Source organism: Novosphingobium acidiphilum DSM 19966, from assembly GCF_000429005.1.
Classification (GTDB): Bacteria; Pseudomonadota; Alphaproteobacteria; order Sphingomonadales; family Sphingomonadaceae; genus Novosphingobium; species Novosphingobium acidiphilum.
In genome coordinates, this window is sequence record NZ_AUBA01000005.1 from 168,149 (window position 1) to 187,687 (window position 19,539).

19 protein-coding genes are annotated in these 19,539 nt (G+C 63.7%); 4 read left to right on the top strand and 15 right to left on the bottom strand.

Annotated features, from left to right (window positions below; all coding sequences use genetic code 11):
* Positions 1 to 22 precede the first annotated feature (22 nt).
* Positions 23 to 2,671, top strand: coding sequence for a coiled-coil domain-containing protein (locus G404_RS18315; protein WP_051280275.1), 2,649 nt, complete (start codon positions 23 to 25; stop codon positions 2,669 to 2,671).
* Here G404_RS18315 and G404_RS0106250 read toward each other — a convergent pair whose 3' ends face one another.
* The 14 genes from G404_RS0106250 to G404_RS0106315 all read right to left on the bottom strand — a co-directional run bounded on the left by G404_RS0106250 (position 2,672) and on the right by G404_RS0106315 (position 16,320).
* Entirely contained in the window at positions 2,672 to 3,571 is a 900-nt protein-coding gene (locus tag G404_RS0106250; protein WP_028640316.1) for a CmcJ/NvfI family oxidoreductase, read from the bottom strand.
* 85 nt (positions 3,572 to 3,656) lie between these two features.
* Positions 3,657 to 4,109: a VOC family protein gene (locus G404_RS0106255; RefSeq protein WP_084601064.1), complete on the bottom strand. Its 453-nt coding sequence runs from the start codon at positions 4,107 to 4,109 to the stop codon at positions 3,657 to 3,659.
* 131 nt (positions 4,110 to 4,240) lie between these two features.
* Positions 4,241 to 6,553, bottom strand: coding sequence for a polyribonucleotide nucleotidyltransferase (gene pnp / locus G404_RS0106260; RefSeq protein ID WP_028640318.1), 2,313 nt, complete (start codon positions 6,551 to 6,553; stop codon positions 4,241 to 4,243).
* A 163-nt stretch (positions 6,554 to 6,716) separates the two neighbouring features.
* Positions 6,717 to 6,986, bottom strand: coding sequence for a 30S ribosomal protein S15 (gene rpsO / locus G404_RS0106265; protein ID WP_028640319.1), 270 nt, complete (start codon positions 6,984 to 6,986; stop codon positions 6,717 to 6,719).
* Between the two features lie 7 nt (positions 6,987 to 6,993).
* Positions 6,994 to 7,911 carry a tRNA pseudouridine(55) synthase TruB gene (gene truB, locus G404_RS0106270; RefSeq protein WP_028640320.1) on the bottom strand — a complete coding sequence of 306 codons (918 nt, stop codon included), beginning with the start codon at positions 7,909 to 7,911 and terminating at the stop codon, positions 6,994 to 6,996.
* Positions 7,908 to 8,618: a site-2 protease family protein gene (locus G404_RS0106275; protein WP_028640321.1), complete on the bottom strand. Its 711-nt coding sequence runs from the start codon at positions 8,616 to 8,618 to the stop codon at positions 7,908 to 7,910. The genes truB and G404_RS0106275 overlap by 4 nt, the downstream gene beginning before the upstream one ends.
* Positions 8,615 to 9,160, bottom strand: a complete 546-nt coding sequence (locus tag G404_RS0106280; RefSeq protein ID WP_028640322.1) for a GNAT family N-acetyltransferase — start codon at positions 9,158 to 9,160, stop codon at positions 8,615 to 8,617. Before G404_RS0106280 ends, G404_RS0106275 begins: the two co-directional genes overlap by 4 nt.
* Entirely contained in the window at positions 9,157 to 9,744 is a 588-nt protein-coding gene (locus tag G404_RS0106285; protein WP_028640323.1) for a thymidine kinase, read from the bottom strand. Before G404_RS0106285 ends, G404_RS0106280 begins: the two co-directional genes overlap by 4 nt.
* A gap of 13 nt (positions 9,745 to 9,757) precedes the next feature.
* Complete coding sequence (gene rbfA / locus G404_RS0106290; RefSeq protein WP_028640324.1) at positions 9,758 to 10,174, bottom strand: 30S ribosome-binding factor RbfA; 417 nt, start codon at positions 10,172 to 10,174, stop codon at positions 9,758 to 9,760.
* 264 nt (positions 10,175 to 10,438) lie between these two features.
* On the bottom strand, positions 10,439 to 13,012 hold the full coding sequence (infB, locus tag G404_RS0106295) for a translation initiation factor IF-2 (protein WP_028640325.1): 2,574 nt from the start codon (positions 13,010 to 13,012) through the stop codon (positions 10,439 to 10,441).
* A 5-nt stretch (positions 13,013 to 13,017) separates the two neighbouring features.
* The gene (locus G404_RS0106300) at positions 13,018 to 13,848 is read right to left on the bottom strand and encodes a DUF448 domain-containing protein (RefSeq protein ID WP_028640326.1); all 831 of its coding nucleotides are present in this window, start codon (positions 13,846 to 13,848) and stop codon (positions 13,018 to 13,020) included.
* Positions 13,829 to 15,487 carry a transcription termination factor NusA gene (gene nusA, locus G404_RS0106305; RefSeq protein WP_028640327.1) on the bottom strand — a complete coding sequence of 553 codons (1,659 nt, stop codon included), beginning with the start codon at positions 15,485 to 15,487 and terminating at the stop codon, positions 13,829 to 13,831. Before nusA ends, G404_RS0106300 begins: the two co-directional genes overlap by 20 nt.
* Before the next feature lie 3 nt (positions 15,488 to 15,490).
* Positions 15,491 to 16,051: a ribosome maturation protein RimP gene (gene rimP / locus G404_RS0106310; protein ID WP_028640328.1), complete on the bottom strand. Its 561-nt coding sequence runs from the start codon at positions 16,049 to 16,051 to the stop codon at positions 15,491 to 15,493.
* Positions 16,048 to 16,320: a hypothetical protein gene (locus tag G404_RS0106315; RefSeq protein ID WP_028640329.1), complete on the bottom strand. Its 273-nt coding sequence runs from the start codon at positions 16,318 to 16,320 to the stop codon at positions 16,048 to 16,050. The genes rimP and G404_RS0106315 overlap by 4 nt, the downstream gene beginning before the upstream one ends.
* Positions 16,321 to 16,501: 181 nt before the next feature.
* On the opposite strand from G404_RS0106315, the gene G404_RS0106325 reads away from it, so the two are divergent.
* Complete coding sequence (locus G404_RS0106325) at positions 16,502 to 16,681, top strand: PspC domain-containing protein (RefSeq protein WP_028640330.1); 180 nt, start codon at positions 16,502 to 16,504, stop codon at positions 16,679 to 16,681.
* A 7-nt stretch (positions 16,682 to 16,688) separates the two neighbouring features.
* Here the strand turns inward: G404_RS0106325 and G404_RS0106330 are convergent, their stop codons facing one another.
* Positions 16,689 to 17,477, bottom strand: coding sequence for a queuosine precursor transporter (locus G404_RS0106330; RefSeq protein WP_028640331.1), 789 nt, complete (start codon positions 17,475 to 17,477; stop codon positions 16,689 to 16,691).
* Between the two features lie 167 nt (positions 17,478 to 17,644).
* On the opposite strand from G404_RS0106330, the gene G404_RS0106335 reads away from it, so the two are divergent.
* Both G404_RS0106335 and G404_RS0106340 read left to right on the top strand, forming a co-directional pair.
* A complete protein-coding gene (locus tag G404_RS0106335) occupies positions 17,645 to 18,781 on the top strand; it encodes a TauD/TfdA family dioxygenase (RefSeq protein WP_028640332.1) in 1,137 nt (378 codons plus the stop codon).
* Entirely contained in the window at positions 18,778 to 19,506 is a 729-nt protein-coding gene (locus G404_RS0106340; RefSeq protein WP_028640333.1) for a class II aldolase/adducin family protein, read from the top strand. Before G404_RS0106335 ends, G404_RS0106340 begins: the two co-directional genes overlap by 4 nt.
* Positions 19,507 to 19,539: the final 33 nt, after the last annotated feature.

Genomic DNA, 19,539 nt, shown 5'->3' on the forward strand with positions numbered 1-19,539 from the left:
ATCCGTGTTAGAGATCGGTCCCATGACCGGGGGAACACGCATCATCGCGCTGGATGGCGAAACATACGACGGCAGCTCTGCCGAAGCAGAGGGGCGACCGCTGCCGGCAGACCATGTGGTCCATGCAGATCAGCCGGATGGCACTACACCAGAGCTGGACAGCGCGTTCGCGCCCCAAGGGCCGTTGCGCTGGATCGTGCCGGGGCTTGCTGCAGTGCTGATCACCGGCTGGACCGTGTTGCTGGGCGTGGCGCGTGCGCCAGCCGTGCAGGCCGGTCTGAACGCCGACGGGCTGGTCAATCTGGTTACCGTTTGGGCGCTGCCGGTTATGCTGGTGCTGATGGGCGTGCTGATCGCGCGCACCACCTTGCGCGATGCCACCCGCCATGCCGCGGTGATCCATGCGCTGTCCGAAGAAAGCCGCCTGCTTGAAACGCGGCTGCGCGCGATGAACACCGAACTGTCGCTGGCGCGCGATTTCATCGCGGCCCAAAGCCGCGATCTCGAATCGCTTGGACGCATCGCGGTTGATCGCCTGTCGGGTTCGGCCGAACGTCTGAAGGACGTCATCGCCGGACAGGGCAAGGACATGGACCATATCGGCACCGTGGCGGCCAAAGCGCTGGAAAACATCTCCACGCTGCGCACGCACCTGCCGGTGATCAGCAATTCGGCCAAGGACGCCGCCAATGCGATCGCGCATGCCGGACGTACCGCCGACACACAGCTGGAAGACCTGATCAACGGGTTCAACCGTCTCAACGAATTCGGCACGGCCAGCGGGCGCAAGGTCGAAGACGTGCGCACCGCCGTCGATGCCGCGCTTGACGCCTTTGCCACCGCGACCGAGCGCATCGGCCTGGCCGGCGAAGTGCGCCTGCGCGCGGTGATCGACGCGCTTGACGCGCAACGCCTGCGCATCGATGGCGAAGAAGTCGCGGCCCTGGCCGCAATCCGCGCACGCGCCGATACGCTGGCCAGCGAATTGGCCGGGCAACGCGAAGTGATCGCCACCGCCGAAGAAGACAGCCTGGCTGCGCTGGCCGGGCGCATCGCCGCGCTCGATGGCGATGTGCGCAAAGTGGCCGCATCGCTGGCGCGCGCCATCGAGGAAGTCGGCCGCGATCACGACCAGCTGGTGTCGGATTCGCGCGAACGTCTGCACCGGTTTGAGGAAAGCGCCGGATCGCTGGGCCGCGCGCTGGTCGACGAAGCCGCATCGGTCGATGACGCGATGGCCGTGCGCCGTCATGCACTCGAAGCCGCGCTGACCGCCACTGCCGAACAATTTGCCGCGCGGCTCGATCAGCTCGACACCGCGATCGGTCAGCGCCGTGCCGCCATGGCCGCCGCCGCCGCCGACGCCGTCGACGCAATCGACACGCGCCTGGCCGAAGTCGACCGCACGATCGCCACCCGTCGCCAACAGCAGGCCGACGCGCTGGATAAAATGGTCGCAACTTGCGACACGCTGGCCGCGCGCGTCACCGACTTTGCCACCACGATCGATGCGGGTACTGCCGCGGGATCACGCACGACCACGGTGATCGACGCCGCGCTGACCACTTTGACCAGCCGATTGAACGCCGCGCGCAATGCATTGGGCGGCACCGACGAAACCATTGTCGGCCTGACCGACGCGGCGGTCCGCCTGCTCGAACTGATCGAAGCGGCCAGCGACCATACCCGCACCCAGATCCCCGAGGCCCTGCGCAGCGCGGTCGCCGGAATGGACGGCGTGGAACGCAGGGTGGTCGCGATGCGCGACACCCTGCGCGAGGCCGGCGATGCCGGCACGGCGCTGACCGGCGCGATCACCGACGCGGACACGCGGTTGGGATCGGTGCGCAACGATATCGCCGCAATCCATGGCACGATCGAGGCGCACGCGCGCGAACACGAAACGCGCCTGACCACCTTGCGCGATATGCTGCGCGCAGCACAGGGGGAAAGCGATACGCTGACCGGATCGATCGAGCGGCGTCTGGCGGGCGCAATTGCCGAACTTGAAGCCGCGGCGCACAAGGCCGGGGCGGATCTTGGCACCACCACCGCCGCCGAAATCAGCGCGATGGCCGCACGTTTTGGCGAAGAAACCAGCGCGGCACTGGCGCGTGTGGTGCAAGGTCGCGGCGCGCAGATGATCGCCCGGCTGGAAGAGGCGATGGACAGCGCGTCGAACTCGGCCCGCGAAACCGCGCTGCAGATGCGCGATCAACTGGCACGGATCGACGAATTGGCCGGCAATCTGGAAAACCGGGTCAACCATATCCGCGAACGCGCCGAGGAACAGGTCGACGGCGATTTTGCGCGGCGCACGGCATTGATCACCGAAAGCCTGAATTCGGCGGCCATCGATATATCGCGTATCCTGTCGGCCGAAGTGTCGGAATCGGCCTGGGCATCATATCTGCGCGGCGAGCGCGGCATTTTTACCCGCCGTGCGGTGTCTCTGCTGGATGCCGGCGACGTGCGCGCGGTGCAGCAACACTACGAAAACGACGAGGAATTCCGCGTTCACGTCAACCGCTACATCCACGATTTCGAAGCGATGCTGCGCCAGCTGCTGTCCACCCGCGACGGCAATGCGCTGGGCGTGACGCTGCTGTCGTCGGATATGGGCAAGCTCTATGTCGCGCTGGCGCAAGGGATCGAGCGGCTGCGCACCTGATCATTCCCAGAACGCCACGCAGCGGGTTTCGATCGAACTGCGGATCTGGGCATTGGCAAAGCTGGCGTCGTGAAACGCGGTGTGCGGGCAGCGCCAGGTGACCGAATGATCGCTGTCGTAGAATTTGAACAGCAGCACGTCGTCGCGCGTCATGTTCGAAAAATACCACCATGCATGGCCGGGGCGATACCGCAGGATCGTCGCCGCGATCATGTCGTCTTCCCCGGGCACCGGCGCGGTCAGCGCGTCGCCGGTGGGAAATTCATCGACCACGAACAGCGTGTTTGACGCCAGTTCGTCGCCTGCGATCGTGCGGCCATCCATCACTGCCAGCGGCCAGTCCTGCGGCGGAGGCGACCAGGTGCGCCATAACGAGCAACAGCAATGGCGTGAAAACCCCGCACCATCGGGTCGGTGGGCTGCATAAAGGCGCGCGCCGGCCGCGTGACCAGTGCGCGGGTTGTAATCGATATGGGCCTCGCCCGCCTGCGGCTGCAACCCGCCCTTGTGCTGATACCCGGCCACCTTTTGCCCCGCCAGCGCCGACAGATCGGCGGTCGTGCGCCGCATCCAGCCCTGCACCGCGACAAAGCTGGCCCCGGTCAGCGTCTTGACCGCATCGGCCACCTCGCGCTCGTACACCGCGTCCACCTCGGCATTGTCGTTGAAGTTGCGGACCTTGGTCGGACACCGCGCGATCATGAAGCCGTGGCTGTCCAGCGCAAAGCGGTCGCGGATCGGCATGCCGTCGCGCACCAGCACAGGGTAATCGCGATAATCGCCGGTGTTGATCTCGGCCCCCTGGCTGACATAGCGCCGGGTGACGAATTCGCCTTCATCGAGATAACGGATCGTTGCGCGCGCCTCGCGTATGCCCGTCAGGTCTGCCGCATTCGCCATCGTATCCGCTCCGCCCTGGCTCCGGCATGGGACTCAGGTCGGGCGAAAATCTATCATTTGTTATGATATGCGCAAGACGCGCGGATCACTTCGTGCGGGGTTGGTACAATTCGATGCGTGTGCCGTCGGGGTCCGCAATCCAGGCAAACCGGCCATAGGGATCGCTGTCATCGCGCTTGATCACCACAACCCCATGCGCACTCAGCCGCGCCAGAAAGGCATCGAGATCGTCCACTGCAAAATTGAGCATCATGTCGCGCGGGTTGGGGCCGAAATAGTCGGTGCCTTGCGGAAAAGCGTTCCACACCACCACGTCGGGATGGCCCGGCGCGTCATAGCGCAGCATGGCCCCACCCCACGCCTCGACCTTGATCCCCAGCACATCGCGATACCACGCGGCCAGGGCTTTGGGATCCTTGCTGCGCACGAAGACGCCACCGATGCCGGTGATGTGACCTGCGGGTTCGGCGTGAACAGACGACGACATCATGCACACCCCCATCATGATCGACAGCCGGAACAGGCGCGCACGTGTCATGGGCCAGCCCCTGATGCAAGCGAGGATGACAGAATATGGGACCCGCCGCGTTGCGTCAACGCCGCATGCAAAAGGGGCGATGGCTCATCACCATCGCCCCCTTTGTCAAACGTTGCGCAAGTGGTGAACGATCAGTCGTCCGACTTCAGAAAAGCCGGCAGGTGATCGGGCGCCGGGCCATCGTCGCGGTCGGGACGCGGCGCGCGCGGGCCGCGATCGTCGCCACGGCCACGGCCGCCGCCACGATCGTTGCGGGGTCCGCGACGGTCGCCGCGATCGCCACGGTCGGGGCGATCGCCACGTTCGGGGCGGTCACCACGGGGTTCGCGTGCCGGACGGGTGTCTTCCAGTTCGGCACCGGTTTCCTGATCGACCAGGCGCATCGACAGGCGGACTTTGCCGCGCGGGTCGATTTCGAGCACCTTGACCTTGACTTCCTGGCCTTCCTTGACGACGTCGCCCGGCTTTTCCACGCGCTCGTTGCGCATTTCCGACACGTGCACCAGGCCGTCCTTGCCGCCCATGAAGTTCACAAAGGCGCCGAAATCAACGATGTTGACGACCTTGCCGTTGTAGACTTTGCCGACTTCGGCTTCTTCGGTGATGCCCAGGATCCACTGACGCGCAGCTTCGATCTGGGTCAGGTCGGACGACGAGATCTTGATCAGGCCTTCATCGTCGATGTCGACCTTGGCGCCGGTGGTGGCGACGATCTCGCGGATCACCTTGCCGCCGGTGCCGATCACGTCACGGATCTTCGATTTGTCGATCTGCAGCGTTTCGATCCGCGGCGCATGCGCCGACAGTTCGCCACGGACTTCGCCCAGCGCCTTGGTCATTTCGCCCAGGATATGCGCGCGGCCTTCCTTGGCCTGTGCCAGGGCAGCGCGGAAGATTTCCTCGGTGATCCCGGCGACCTTGATGTCCATCTGCATCGTGGTGATGCCTTCGCTGGTCCCGGCCACCTTGAAGTCCATGTCGCCCAGGTGATCTTCGTCACCCAGGATGTCGGACAGCACGGTGAATTCGTCGCCTTCAAGGATCAGCCCCATGGCAATGCCCGAAACCGGACGTGCCAGCGGAACGCCCGCATCCATCATCGACAGCGAACCGCCGCAGACCGTCGCCATCGACGACGAACCGTTGGATTCGGTGATGTCCGACAGGACGCGGATGGTATAGGGGAAATCTTCCTTCGACGGCAGCACCGGGTTCAGCGCACGCCATGCCAGCTTGCCATGGCCAACTTCACGACGACCGGGGGCACCGAAACGGCCAACTTCGCCAACCGAATAGGGCGGGAAGTTATAGTGCAGCATGAACCGCTGATACGACAGGCCATCCAGGCCGTCGATCATCTGTTCAGCATCCTTGGTGCCAAGCGTGGTGGTGCAGATCGACTGCGTTTCGCCGCGTGTGAACAGCGCCGAACCATGCGTGCGCGGCAGGAAACCCACCATCGCTTCGATCGGGCGGATCTGCGTCACGGTGCGGCCATCGATGCGCTGACCATCCTTGAGAATGGCGGTACGCACGATGTCGGCTTCGACCTTTTTCAGGGTCTTGATCGCCACCATCCGGGTCTGCGGGGCTTCGTCGGCATAGGCCGCCTTGGCCTTGTCGCGCGCGGCATTGAGCGCATCCGAACGCGCCGACTTGTTGGTCAGCTTGTAGGCAGCGGCAATGTCCTTGCCGACCAGCTTCTTGAGCTTGGCCTTGATGTCGGCGGTGTTGTCCGACAGATCGATATCCCAGGGATCTTTCGCGGCCTTTTCAGCCAGGTCGATGATCGCGTTGATGACCTTGCGGATTTCCGCATGGGCAAACAGCACGCCGCCCAGCATGACGTCTTCGCTCAGTTCCTTGGCTTCGGATTCGACCATCATCACCGCGTTGCCGGTGGCGGCCACGACCAGATCGAGCTGGCCTTCCTTGACCTGACCCAGCGACGGGTTGAGCTGGTATTCGCCATCCTTGAAACCGACGCGCGCGGCACCGATCGGGCCCATGAACGGGACGCCCGAAATGGTCAGCGCGGCCGAGGCAGCAATCATTGCCACGACATCGGGTTCGGTTTCGCCGTCATAGCTCAGAACCTGGCAAATGACGTTGATTTCGTTGTAGAAACCTTCGGGGAACAGCGGCCGCACGGGGCGGTCGATCAGGCGCGAAACCAGCGTTTCCTTTTCGGTGGCGCCACGTTCCCGCTTGAAGAAGCCACCCGGAATACGACCGGCGGCGGAAAACTTTTCCTGGTAATGGACGGTCAGGGGGAAGAAGTCCTGCCCTTCCTTGACCGATTTGGCGGCCGTGACAGCGCACAGCACCACGGTTTCGCCATATGTGGCAAGGACCGCCCCGTCAGCCTGACGGGCAATGCGGCCGGTTTCCAGAGTGAGGGTTTTTCCGCCCCATTCCAGTGATACGGTCTTGACGTCGAACATCGTTTTTCCTTCAGCCCGCGAAAGGCCCTATTGCCGCGCGGGATTTGCTTGCCGGGGGTTCCGTCCCGGTCCGGTGTGGGGCTTGATCTCACCCCATGGGCTTGCTGCCGAATTGCAGACCGCCCGGATGCGAAAAGCGGCCCACGTGGGGCCGCTTTTGCGTTTACTTGCGCAGACCCAGCTTCTGGATCAGGGCGTTGTAGCGTTCGACATCCTTTTTCTTCAGATAATCGAGCAGGCTGCGACGCTTGTTGACCATCTGCAAAAGGCCACGGCGCGAATGGTTGTCCTTGTGGTGGATCTTGAAGTGTTCGGTCAGGTTGACAATGCGCTCGGTCAGGATGGCGACCTGTACTTCCGGCGAACCGGTATCGCCTTCGATGCGGGCGTTGTCGACGATGATCGTCTGCTTCTTTTCAGCGGTAACCGACATGAACTCTTCACTCCGCGACATCGGGAAAATTGAAACCCCGTTCGACGCGCATGGCGCCATCCGCAAGTGCCACCAGCGCCACCGGAACCATGCCGGATCGCGCAAGCCACAGCCCGTCGGATTGGGGCAACCCCGTCAGAACGCGGCCCTGGCGGACCGCCCTTGCCTGTTCGGGGTCGAGGTCAAGAGCCGGGATGTCGTCCAGCCCTGCCTCCAACGGCAAGATCATCAGTTCAAGGCTTGCGCCCTTAGCGATCGCGTCCAAATTGTCCAGCGAAATCGCCTGCGCCAGGGCAAACGGCCCTGCCCGCACGCGTCGCAACATCGTCACATGGCCGACCGTGCCCAGCGCCAAGGCAATATCGCGCGCCAGGCTGCGCACATACGTGCCCTTGGACACGGTGACGGTCAGCGTTGCGGTGCGTTCATCGTCGACCTGCGCTTCGTGGATCGCCCCCCAGTGCAGGATCGTCACCGTACGCGTCGGCATGTCGATATCTTCGCCGTCGCGTGCCCGGTCATAGGCGCGACGCCCGTCGATCAAGATCGCCGAATAGGCGGGCGGCACCTGTTCGATCACGCCGGTGAAGCGTTCGGCCACGACCCTGGCCACCGCACCGGGTTCGGGTTGGACCGGGCTGGTCGCGATGACCTGCCCCTCCCGATCGAGCGTGTCGGTCTGCCGCCCAAACTGCACGGTAAAGTCATAGGTCTTGGTCGCATCGAGCATGCGCCCGGCCAGTTTGGTGGCTTCGCCCAGCGCGATCGGCAGGACACCCGTGGCGAGCGGATCAAGCGTGCCGCCATGGCCGACTTTGGCCTTGCCGTGCCCGCCCTGGCGCAGCGCGCGCTTGACCGCAGAAACCGCCTGTGTCGATCCCAGTCCCAGCGGTTTGTCGAGCACGATCCAGCCGTGCACGCTCATGTCGTGGGCGCGCCTGCCGGCCCTGCCACCCAGGTGATAAAGCCGGCCAGGTGATCCAGCAGCCAGTCGCGCGGCGGCAGCAGCACATGGTCGATCAGATGCAGCGAAGGGAAAATCTGCGGCACGACCACCAGGATCACCAGCAGCACCATGATGCCATAAGGTTCGATCCGGTCGAGCAGCCGCGCGCCCGACCATGGCAGAATGCCGCGCAGCACACGCGATCCGTCGAATGGCGGGATGGGCAGCAGGTTGAACAGGCCCAGCGAACAGTTGAACAAAATGAAATTGCCCAGATTGCGCAGCACAAACATTGCAATCGGCCCCGGCACACCGCCCGGACCAATCGCCCTGATCATCAGGCCGATCGCCACCGCACTCAACGCCGCGAGCACGAAATTGCTGGCCGGGCCGGCGGCACCGACCAGCGCCATATCGCGCTTGGGATTGCGCAGGCGGGCGTAATCGACCGGCACCGGCTTGGCCCAGCCGAACACCGGCATATGCGCCAGCGCCAGCATGCCGGGCAGCACGATCGTCCCGAACGGATCGACATGGCGCAGCGGATTGAGGCTGAGCCGCCCGCGCTCTGCCGCGGTGTGATCGCCCAGCATGCGCGCGACCATGCCGTGTGCGACTTCGTGGAACACGATCGCAAAAATCAGCGGCAGGATGATGGTTGCCGCTTCGTACAGGGAAGAATTCATCGCGCCTGCCATTCGGATTTGAGGATGCTGAACGACACGGTGTCGCGCACGTGGCCGGTCCAGGTCATGCGTTCATGGCGCAGCACGCCTTCGCGCAGTGCGCCAAGCTTCGCCACGGCGGCCTGGCTGCGGGTGTTGCGCGCATCCACCTTGAAACCGACGCGTTCCAGCCCGCAGGCAAAGGCGTGGTCAAGCAACAGCCGCTTGACCCGGTCGTTCAGACCCGTGCCGCGCGCGGCGGGCACGATGAACGTGTTGCCGATCTCGATCGACCAGCCGGGCTGGCCCTGTTCGATCCAGGCGGTCATGCCGATCACGCGGCCTGCCTGCTTCACCGCATAGACCCGGCGCTTGGGTGCACCCTGCAACAGGCCATCGAACTGCGGATCAAAGGCATCGCCCAGATAATTGAACGGATAAATGTCCCAGATCGCATCGTCGGCGGCGCAGGCCGCGCGCAGCCCTTCGCGGTGCGCCTCGGTCAATGGCACCAGCGCCAGATCGCCCTCGCACAGGGGCACGTACAGTGCGGCATCGGTCATGGATTGAGGCTTTCGCAGAAATGGCGGCGGCACAGCGCGACATAGCGGTCGTTGCCGCCGATTTCGGTCTGCGCGCCCTGGCGCACCGCATTGCCCTGTGCATCAAGCCGCAGGTTCATCGTTGCCTTGGCGCCGCAATGGCAAACGCCGCGCAATTCGACCAGCCGGTCGGCGATCCCCAGCAGCGTTGCAGCGCCTTCGAACAGCACGCCCTGGAAATCGGTGCGCAAGCCATAACACATTACCGGAATACCGGCCTGGTCGACAATCCAGGCCAGTTGCCAGACCTGATCGCCGGTCAGAAACTGCGCTTCGTCGATCAAGACCGCTGCCAGCGGCGTCGCCTGGTGCGCGGCCATGATCGCCGCACCCAGATCGGTCTCGCGATCGAAGCGGCAGGCCGGCGCGCCAATCCCGATCCGGCTGACGATATCAAGCCCCGGTGTCTCGGCCGATCGCTGATCGATCGATGCGGTCCACAACATGGTTGCCATGCCGCGCTCGCGATAGTTGAAATCGGCCTGCAGCAGCGCGGTCGACTTGCCCGCGTTCATGCTGGCATAGTGAAAGTGGAGCTTGGCCATCCGCGTGCGCCGATCAGGCGTCCTGATCGCTGCCGGGCACATCGCCCAGATCGCGGCTGACGCGCGGATCGTTCAACAGCTGATCGATGTGGCTGGCCACGTCGAAACTGACATCGGACTGAAATTTCAGCTTGGCCGCATATTTCAGCTTGAGCCGCCCGGCGACTTCGCGCTGGAAAAACGCGGTGTTGGTGCGCAGCGCGCTGATCACCAGTTCCTCGTCGCTGCCCAGCAGCGATTTGACGAACACGGTGGCGTGGCGCAAATCGGGCGACATGCGCACTTCGGTCACCGACACGGTGTGCGCGGTCAGTACTTCATCATGCACTTCCTGCCGCAGCAGCAGTTCCGACAGGATGTGGCGCACCTGTTCACCCACCTTCAACAGGCGGACAGAGCGGGTTTCGGGGGTCTGATTGGGACGGGCCACGTGTGTTGTTATCCAGTTTCCAGCATGCGGCTGCGACCAGCATGCTGATCCCAACCCCATCGACGTGATCGATATAGGCCGCCGCAGGCCCGATGGCGAGACCCCGGGCCCCGCCTGATCCGACCCGTCACCGGGAAAGCAACCGCCCGAAGCGTGATGGAAAGACGACACCCGGCGGCACGACGCGCGATTGACGTGCCGGGCCGACCGCCCCCTTCCACCATCCTTCGGGTGGTCCCCCTCCCCATGGTGGGGAGGGTTTGGTTACAGCGTGCGGGCGCGTTCTTCGACTTCGAACACTTCGAGCATGTCGCCCGGCTTGATGTCGTTGGTATCGGCCAGCACCACACCGCATTCCAGACCCGCGCGCACTTCGGCAACGTCGTCCTTGAACCGGCGCAGCGACGCGATGAGCGTGGCCGAGACGATGACATCGTTGCGGGTAAGCCGCGCATGGATACCCTTGCGGATATAGCCTTCGAGCACCAGCAGACCGGCCGCCTTGTCACGCTTGCCGGCGGCAAAGACTTCCTTGACTTCGGCGCGGCCAACCACGGTTTCGATGCGTTCAGGTCCGAGTTCACCGGCCATTTCGCGCGCGATTTCATCGGTCAGCTTGTAGATCACGTCGTGATATTTCAGCTGCACCTTGTTGCGTTCGATCAGTTCGCGCGCCTTGGCATTGGGACGCACGTTGAACCCGATGATCGGCGCACCCGTGGCCTGCGCCAGGGTAACATCGCCTTCGGTGATCGCGCCAACGCCCGAAGACAGCACACGCACCTTGATCTCGTCGGTCGACAACCGGTTGAGCGCGTTGACAATCGCTTCGGTCGAGCCCTGCACGTCGCCCTTGATGACCACGGGGAACTCGATCACGACTTCCTTGGCCTTCAGCGCCGAGAACATCGTGTCGATGCTCGCCTGCGGCGATGTGGTGCGCTTGGCCTGGGCCATTTCCTCGCGATAGGTCGCAACTTCGCGCGCACGCGCTTCGTTTTCAACCACGGTCAGCGTGTCCCCGGCCATCGGCACGCCGCCGATGCCCAGCACTTCGACCGGCAACGATGGCCCTGCGGTCTTGATCTGGCGCCCCTTGTCGTCAAGCATCGCGCGCACGCGGCCTGACTGGGTGCCGACCACCAGGATGTCGCCGACTTTCAGCGTGCCGCGCCGCACCAGCACGGTGGCCAACGGCCCCTTGCCCTTGTCCAGCTTGGCCTCGATCACGGTCGCCTCGGCGGCGCGATCGGGATTGGCGCGCAGTTCGAGCAATTCGGCCTGCAACAGGATCTTTTCGATCAGCGTGTCGAGACCCGCACCGGTCTTGGCCGAAACCTCGACATCCTGCACGTCGCCCGACATTTCCTCGACCAGGACTTCGTATTCCAGCAGCCGTTCGCGGATCTTCTGCGGATTGGCCTCGGGCTTGTCCGCCTTGGTGATCGCCACGATCATCGGCACGCCGGCGGCCTTGGTGTGGTTGATCGCTTCTACCGTCTGCGGCATGATGCCGTCATCGGCGGCCACCACCAGCACGACGATGTCGGTGACATTGGCGCCGCGCATGCGCATTTCGGTAAAGGCTTCGTGGCCCGGCGTGTCGAGGAAGGTGATGTGGTCACCGCCCTTGGTCTTGATCTGATAGGCGCCGATATGCTGGGTAATGCCACCGGCTTCGCCGCGTACCACATCGGTGCCGCGCAGCGCGTCAAGCAGGCTGGTCTTGCCGTGATCGACATGGCCCATGATCGTCACGACCGGCGGACGCACCTGAAGCGAATCCTCGGCATCGACGTCGGTGCTGGTGTCGATATCGACATCGCTGGCGCTGACGCGCTGCACGTTGTGGCCGAAATCGGTCACCAACAGTTCGGCGGTGTCCTGGTCGATGGTCTGGTTGATGGTGACCATAACCCCCATCTTGAACAGGGCCTTGACCAGATCGGCGGCCTTTTCGGCCATGCGGTTGGACAGTTCCTGCACGGTGATCGCTTCGGGCACGATCACGTCGCGCACCTGTTTTTCACGCACGTGCTGCTGTCCGGCGTAATGCGCGCGGCGTTCCTTTTCGCGTGCGCGCTTCAGCGCGGCGAGCGAACGCGCGCGTGCGCCTTCATCATCGTTGAGCGCGCGCGTCACGGTCAGCTTGCCCGCCTGGCGACGGTCATTGGCGTTCTTGTCGCGCGGGGCATGCGCGGGCTTTTTCGCGGCCGGTTCGGGGCGCTTGATCGGCGCCACCGGGGTGAACCTGCGGGGTGCGGTCTGCACCGCGCGCGTGTCTTCGGCAGCCGGCGTCTCGGGCTCGGCCCGGTCCGGGGCCGCGGCTTCGACGGCCGGGGCGGGCTCTGATGCCTGGACGACGGGTTCGGATGCGGCATCGGCCACCGCTGCGGGCGCGGGCGTTTCGCCCTGCGGTTCGGGATTGCGCGCCTCGTCGGTGCGGCGACGGGCATCTTCCGCAGCGCGCTGACGCTCTTCCTGTTCGCGACGGTTGTTGGCTTCGGCCGAGGCCAGGCGCGCCTCTTCGGCTTCGCGCAGCAGACGCGACTGCAGTTCCTGACGCGTCTCGCGCGAGGCGGCGGGCGCAGACGGCGGCGGGGGCGGCGGAGTCGGACGCGCGACCGGCTGCGGCGCGGGGGCGGCCTGCGCTGGCACGGGCGCTTCGGGCGCAGCGGCTTCGCCCGGACGCGGCATGATCTTGCGCCGCTTCACTTCGACCACCACCTTGTTGGTGCGGCCGTGGCTGAAGGTCTGCTTGACCTCGCCGGCTTCCACCGAGGTCTTCAGGCCCAGTGGCCTGCGGCCGAGTGTCGGCTTCTTGTCGCTATCGCTCATCGAACTCATTCGCCCTTCGTATCAATTTCATCGCTCGGGTCGGCCGTCACGGCAGATCCCTCATCGGCAGGTTCGCACCCGCTGTCGTACCCGGTAAAATGCTTGAGACGCCCGAGCAGCCCTGTCACGCGCGCGGCGGCAGCAGCATCGGTCAGCGCCAGGTGTACGACGTTGTCGCGGCCCAATGCCACAGACAGTGCCGCACGGTCCAGCGGCAAGATCGTGCCTTTCATGCCCGTGCCTTCGGCCATTTCGCCCACGCGCCAGGCCTGGGCCAGTTTGCCCGCGCCATCGCCGCCGGCATCGCTGGCATGGCCCAGAAACGTAACCACGCCGGCGCGCGCCGCAGCGGCAATTTTTTCTGTGCCCAGCACGATCATCCCGGCGCGCAATTCGATCCCCAGCCGATCGGCCAGTGCACGGCGCAATGCCGTCTCGATGCGATCGCCAAGGTCGGCGGGAATGGTCAGCGGCGTGCCCTTGAAGGCCCGCGCCAACGCGCCCTTCAGCTTGCCCTTGGTCATGGCCTGGTCAAGCTCGGCCCGGGTTACCCCGATCCATGCGCCGCGTCCCGGCGCACGCGCCAGCACATCGGGCAGGACATCGCCATCGGGCGATATGGCCAGGCGGATCAGATCATCGCGCGTGTCATGCCGCGCGGTCAGGATGCATTTGCGTTCGGGCACGGGGCGCGCGGACGCAAGTCCGCCTTCGGGCAAACCATCACGGTCCGTCCGGTCAGGCACGGGGGTGCTGCCTGCGCCCCGATGTGCAATCGGGCCGCGGGCCTTGCCCCGGATCTGCGGCGTTAGCGGCTCATTGCGAGGATTCCGCATGGGCGGCCTCCTCGGTTGGAGCTGCAGCGGGCGCGGCCGGTTCGTCGTCGAACCAGTGGGCGCGTGCGGCCATGATGATTTCGTTGCCCTGTTCTTCGTTCAGGCCGTATTCGCCCAGCACGCCGCCCTTGTCTTCGGTCCGTTCCGAACGCTCGCGCCGGTCGGGACGTTCATTGCTGTTGCCGCGGCGACGCTGTTCATTGACGCGCTTGCGCGTGATCAGTTCGTCGGTCGAAAGATCGGCCAGATCGTCAAGCGTCTTGATCCCGGCCTTGCCCAGCGTGACCAGCATCGCTTCGGTCAGGTGCGGCAATTCGGCCAGGGCATCTTCGACACCCAGGTTGCGACGTTCTTCGCGCTGGCCCTCTTCGCGACGTTCCAGTGCTTCGAGTGCGCGGTTCTGCAGTTCGCCGGCAAGTTCGTCATCGAAACCGTCGATATTCGACAGCTCGCTGATGTCGATATAGGCGACTTCTTCCAGTTCGCTGAAGCCTTCGGCCACCAGCAGCTGCGACAGCGTTTCGTCAACGTCGAGTTCTTCCTCGAAGGTCTTGGACCGTTCGGTGAATTCCTTCTGGCGCTTTTCCGAAGCCTCGGCCTCGGTCATGATGTCGATTGCCGATCCCGTCAGCGACGACGCAAGGCGCACATTCTGGCCGCGGCGACCGATCGCCAGGCTCAGCTGGTCATCGGGCACCACCACCTCGATGCGGCTTTCTTCCTCGTCGATCACCACGCGGCTGACCGTTGCCGGCTGCAGCGCGTTGACGACAAAGGTTGCGGTGTCTTCGCTCCAGGGGATGATGTCGATCTTTTCGCCCTGCAGTTCCTGCACCACCGCCTGCACGCGGCTGCCCTTCATGCCGACGCAGGCGCCAACCGGATCGATCGAGCTGTCGCGGCTGATCACGCCGATCTTGGCGCGGCTGCCGGGATCGCGCGCGGCTGCCTTGATCTCGATGATACCATCGTAGATTTCGGGCACTTCCTGCGCGAACAGCTTTTTCATGAATTCGGGGTGGGCGCGGCTGAGAAAGATCTGCGGACCGCGGTTGGTGCGTTCAACCTTCATCACCAGCGCACGGACGCGTTCGCCCACACGCGGCACTTCGCGCGGAATCTGCTGATCGCGGCGGATCACACCTTCGGCGCGGCCCAGGTTGACGATCACGTGGCCGAATTCGACCGACTTGATCACACCGGTGATCACTTCGTTCACCCGGTCCTTGAATTCTTCGAACTGGCGTTCGCGTTCGGCATCGCGGACCTTCTGAAAGATCACCTGCTTGGCCGATTGCGCATCGATGCGGCCCAGTTCCACAGCGGGCAACGGATCGACGATAAAATCGCCGACCACCGCGCCGGGCTGCAGCTTTTCAGCCTGCTTGATGTCGACCTGCTTGAAGTAGTCTTCGACCTCTTCCACCACTTCGACCACGCGCCACAGGCGCAGATCGCCGGTGCGCGGATCAAGCTTGGCGCGAATGTCGTTTTCGGCGCCGTAACGGTTGCGCGCCGATTTCTGGATGGCTTCTTCCATCGCTTCGATGACGATCGACTTGTCGATCATCTTTTCGCTGGCAACTGCGTTCGCAATTGCCAGAAGCTCGGCGCGGTTGGCGGAAATCGCACTGGCCATGGCTTAGTCTTCCTGTTCCTCGACGATTGTGTCCGCGCCGGTCATGTCGATCGGGCGGGAAGCGACTATCAGCTTGTCCGTAAGGATAAGCTTGGCATTGTCCACGAGATCGAATGGCACGGTATATACCACGGCATCCTCCTCGATCGAAATCGTGTTTGTATCGGCATCAAAACCGGTCAGATCGCCGCGAAACCGCTTGCGCTTGTCGAGCAGCTCGCGAAGTTCGATCCGCGCCTCGTGCCCGATCCACGCGGCAAAATCCTTGGGCCGGGTCAGCGGACGGTCAATTCCCGGCGAACTGACCTCAAGCCGATAGGCCCCCTCGATCAGCACTTCGCCCGCGTCTTCCAGCGCATCGAGCCGGTCGGAAATGCGGTGCGACAGCGCGGCGCAATCATCGATCAGCAACTGGCCGGTGTCGGGCCGTTCGGCCATGACCTGCAACGTGCGTTCTTCATCGCCCACTTCGCTTTTGCCGTAAAGCACGACTCGCACCAGATCATAGCCGAGCGCACGTGCCTCGGGCTCAACAATCTCGGCAATGCGGGCGATAGCGGTCATTGATACTCCGAAGCGATCCGGCTGCGTTGCAAATGCGATGTCGTGCCGGTGCCCTGTGGCGCCAGCCTGACCTTGCTTTCACAATGTCGGGATTGATCGTGCAGATAAGGAGCGCGGAACAAAAAGGCAAGCCCAAAGCGGCGTCCCGGCCAAAATGAAACAGGGCCAATGTTCGGCGCAATTTGCGATCCATTGGCGCGATTTACCGCATGCGATGTGCGCCACAGCCGTAAAAACCCCGCAATTGCGCCATTTTTCGCAATTGGCACGGCCCGTGCAATCGCTGGGTCAGTCACATCAAACAGGGGTAAATCACCATGAAGACCTTCGCTCTGCTTTTCGCCGCCATGATCCTTTCGGCCACCACGCTGTCGGCAACGGTTGCCGTTCCGGTCAGCCCCGCACAGATCACCGCCTGAACCGTCCCGCATTCCACAGGAGCACCTGACCATGTCCACCCGTTTCCGTCTTGACCGCGCCAATGGCAAATTCCTGGGCGTCTGCGCGGGCATTGCCGCACATTTCGGCTGGGATCCGATGCTGGTTCGCGCCGGCTTCGTGATCGGCACGCTGGCCGGCTTTGGCTCGGCGATCCTGATCTATATCGCGATCGCGCTGATCGCCGATTGATGCAGGGTCAGACCGCGGCCGACGTGGCAAAGGGGGAAAAATCGGTGTCGGTATCATAGACATCGACCCCCTCGCGCCGTTTCAGAAACGCCACGATCCAATAGGTGAACGGCGTCAGCAGCACTTCCCACAGCACCTTGAACATCCAGTTGTGCCACGCGATGGTAAACACCAGATCGTTGCTCATGATGCCAAGGAACGCGATCGGATAGAACAGCGTGCTGTCGACCGCCTGGCCGAACACGGTCGATCCGATGGTGCGCGTCCACAGATGGCGCCCCTGGGTCAGCACTTTCATCCGCGCAATCACGAACGAATTGACGAATTCCCCGGCCCAGAACGCAATCACCGACGCGGCGACAATCCGCCCGGTGTTGCCGAACACCGACACATAGGTTGTCTGGCACAGCGCTCCGGACGAGGTTTTGGCGATGATCGCCGCAAATTGGGGATCATTGCTCGACGTACAGCCCCAATCGGCCGACGGCGGCATCGCCACCACGACATAGCTCATGACCGCCATGAACAGCAGCGCAAAAAACCCCACCCACACACAGCGCCGCGCATTGGCATAGCCATAGACTTCGGTCAGGACATCGCCCAGCACATAGGACAGCGGGAAAAACAAAATGCCCGCGCCGAATTTCCATCCGCCGATTTCCGCGCTTTTGGCCGCCCCGATCAGGTTCGACAGCAGCAGGATGCCGACAAATGCGGCCATCATGTAATCGAAGTACCGGAAATGACGCCGTGCGCCATGGGTGCCGTCGATGCGGGCAATCTGTGGTTCGTTCATCGCCCAAGGCTAACCGCAATCAGGCCCTGCGCAAAGACTGTTTTGGTGCAACCGCGCGCCACGCCGGCACATCCGCAACAACAAATTAAGCAGTCGGACAATTTTCCTGACTTGAGCGGCCAACGCACTTGGTTACCGTTGACCCGACGCTGTTTAGGAACCCTGCCATGGCCACCATCGCCCCCGCGCCCGCCCCTGCCCTGCATGATCACGGGCTTGAGGTCATGCTTGCGGACGGTGCGTCGCATTATTTCAACTATCACTGGCTGCGCGACAATTGCGCCACGTCGTTCGATGCAGAAACGCGCGAACGGGTTTATGACATCTTTGCCGAAACCGCCCCGCCGCGTCCAAGGCGGGCCGTGGTTGCCGATGATGCGCTGCAGATCGAATGGGCTGGATCGGGGCATTGTTCGACCTATCCGCTGACCTGGCTGGCGGCGCATGCGCATGGCACACCGCGCCACGATCCGGCGATCCTGCCGCGCCAGTACTGGCATGCCGACCATTACCCCGCCATGGCCCGGTTTGCGTACGGCGCGGTCAGCACCGACCGCGCCGCGCTGAAGGCGTGGGTCCATGCGCTGTTGACCCAGGGCGTGGCGATCCTGACCGATATGCCCGACAGCGACCAGGGGCTGACCGATGCGGCCAATCTGATCGGGTTTCCCCGGCCCACGTTTTTTGGCGCCTATTTCGATGTGAAGCTGCATATCGATCCCGACAATCTGGCCTATACCGCCAAGGCGCTGGAACTGCACACCGATGTGCCGGCCGAAGACCTGGCCCCGGGGGTGCAATTCCTGCATTGCCGCCGCAATTCGGTGGATGGCGGGGAAAGCCTGTTTGTCGATGGCGCCGCTGTTGCCGCCGAATTGCGCCGCACCCACCCTGAGGATTTTCGCCTGCTGTGCGAAACCACGGTGCCGTTTTACAACGAACATGACCGGTATGACATGCGCGCGCGCCAGCGGGTGATCGAACTGGATGACCAGGGCGATATTTCGGGCGTGACCATCAGCCAGCACATGGCCGACGTGTTTGACCACGATCAACGCTTTCTCGATGCCTATTACCCCGCGTTCTGCCGGTTTGGCCGGCTGTTGCAGGACCCGCGTTTTGTCATGCGGTTCCGCCTCAACGCCGGCGAATGCATCGTGTTCGACAACCATCGCGTGGTCCATGCGCGATCCGCGTTCGTTGCCGAAAGCGGCGATCGTCATTTGCGCGGCACTTATACCGACCGTGGCGAATTGCGCAGTCGCTGGCGCAAACTGTCGGGCGAAGGGCGGTTTTCGGCGTGATCGACGAAGGCGCGTTGCGCATCGACCTGGCCGCGGCGTTCCGGCTGTGCGCGCGGTTTGGCTGGCACGAATCGGTGGGCAATCATTTCAGCGCGGCGCTGTCGGCCGATGGCCGGCGGTTTGTGATGAACCGCAAATGGCGGCACTTTGCCACGATCCGCGCCAGCGATCTGCAAGTGCTCGATGTCGATGACGCGCCGGCGATGACCGGCCCCGATGCGCCCGATGCATCGGCCTGGTGCATCCACGGCAACGCCCACGCCCGCGTCCCGCAGGCACGCGTGATCCTGCATTGCCACCCGATCGCGGCCACCACCCTGACCACGCTGGCCGACCCGCGCATTGTGCCGATCGACCAGAACACGGCGCGGTTTTTCGGGCGTTATGTGATCGATCCGGAATGCGGCGGCATCGCCGACCAGGACGACGAAGGCATCCGCATCGCCGCCCTGCTGGCGCAGGCCCCGACCCTGATCATGGCCAACCACGGCGTGACCTGCGTGGGCGAAACCGTGGCCGAAGCATTCGAAAACCTGTATTTCCTGGAAAAAGCCGCCGAAACCCTGCTGCGCGCCTATGCCACCGGGCGCCCGTTGCAGGTGATGAGCGACGCCATCGCCGAACACACTGCACAAGGCTGGGATGCCTATCGTGGCATGGCCTTTGCCCATTTCGACCACCTGAAATCGATGCTGGACGCCGAAGATCCGTCGTACCGCGATTGAAATCCGGGCACTGCGCAATGCTTGCGCGGATCA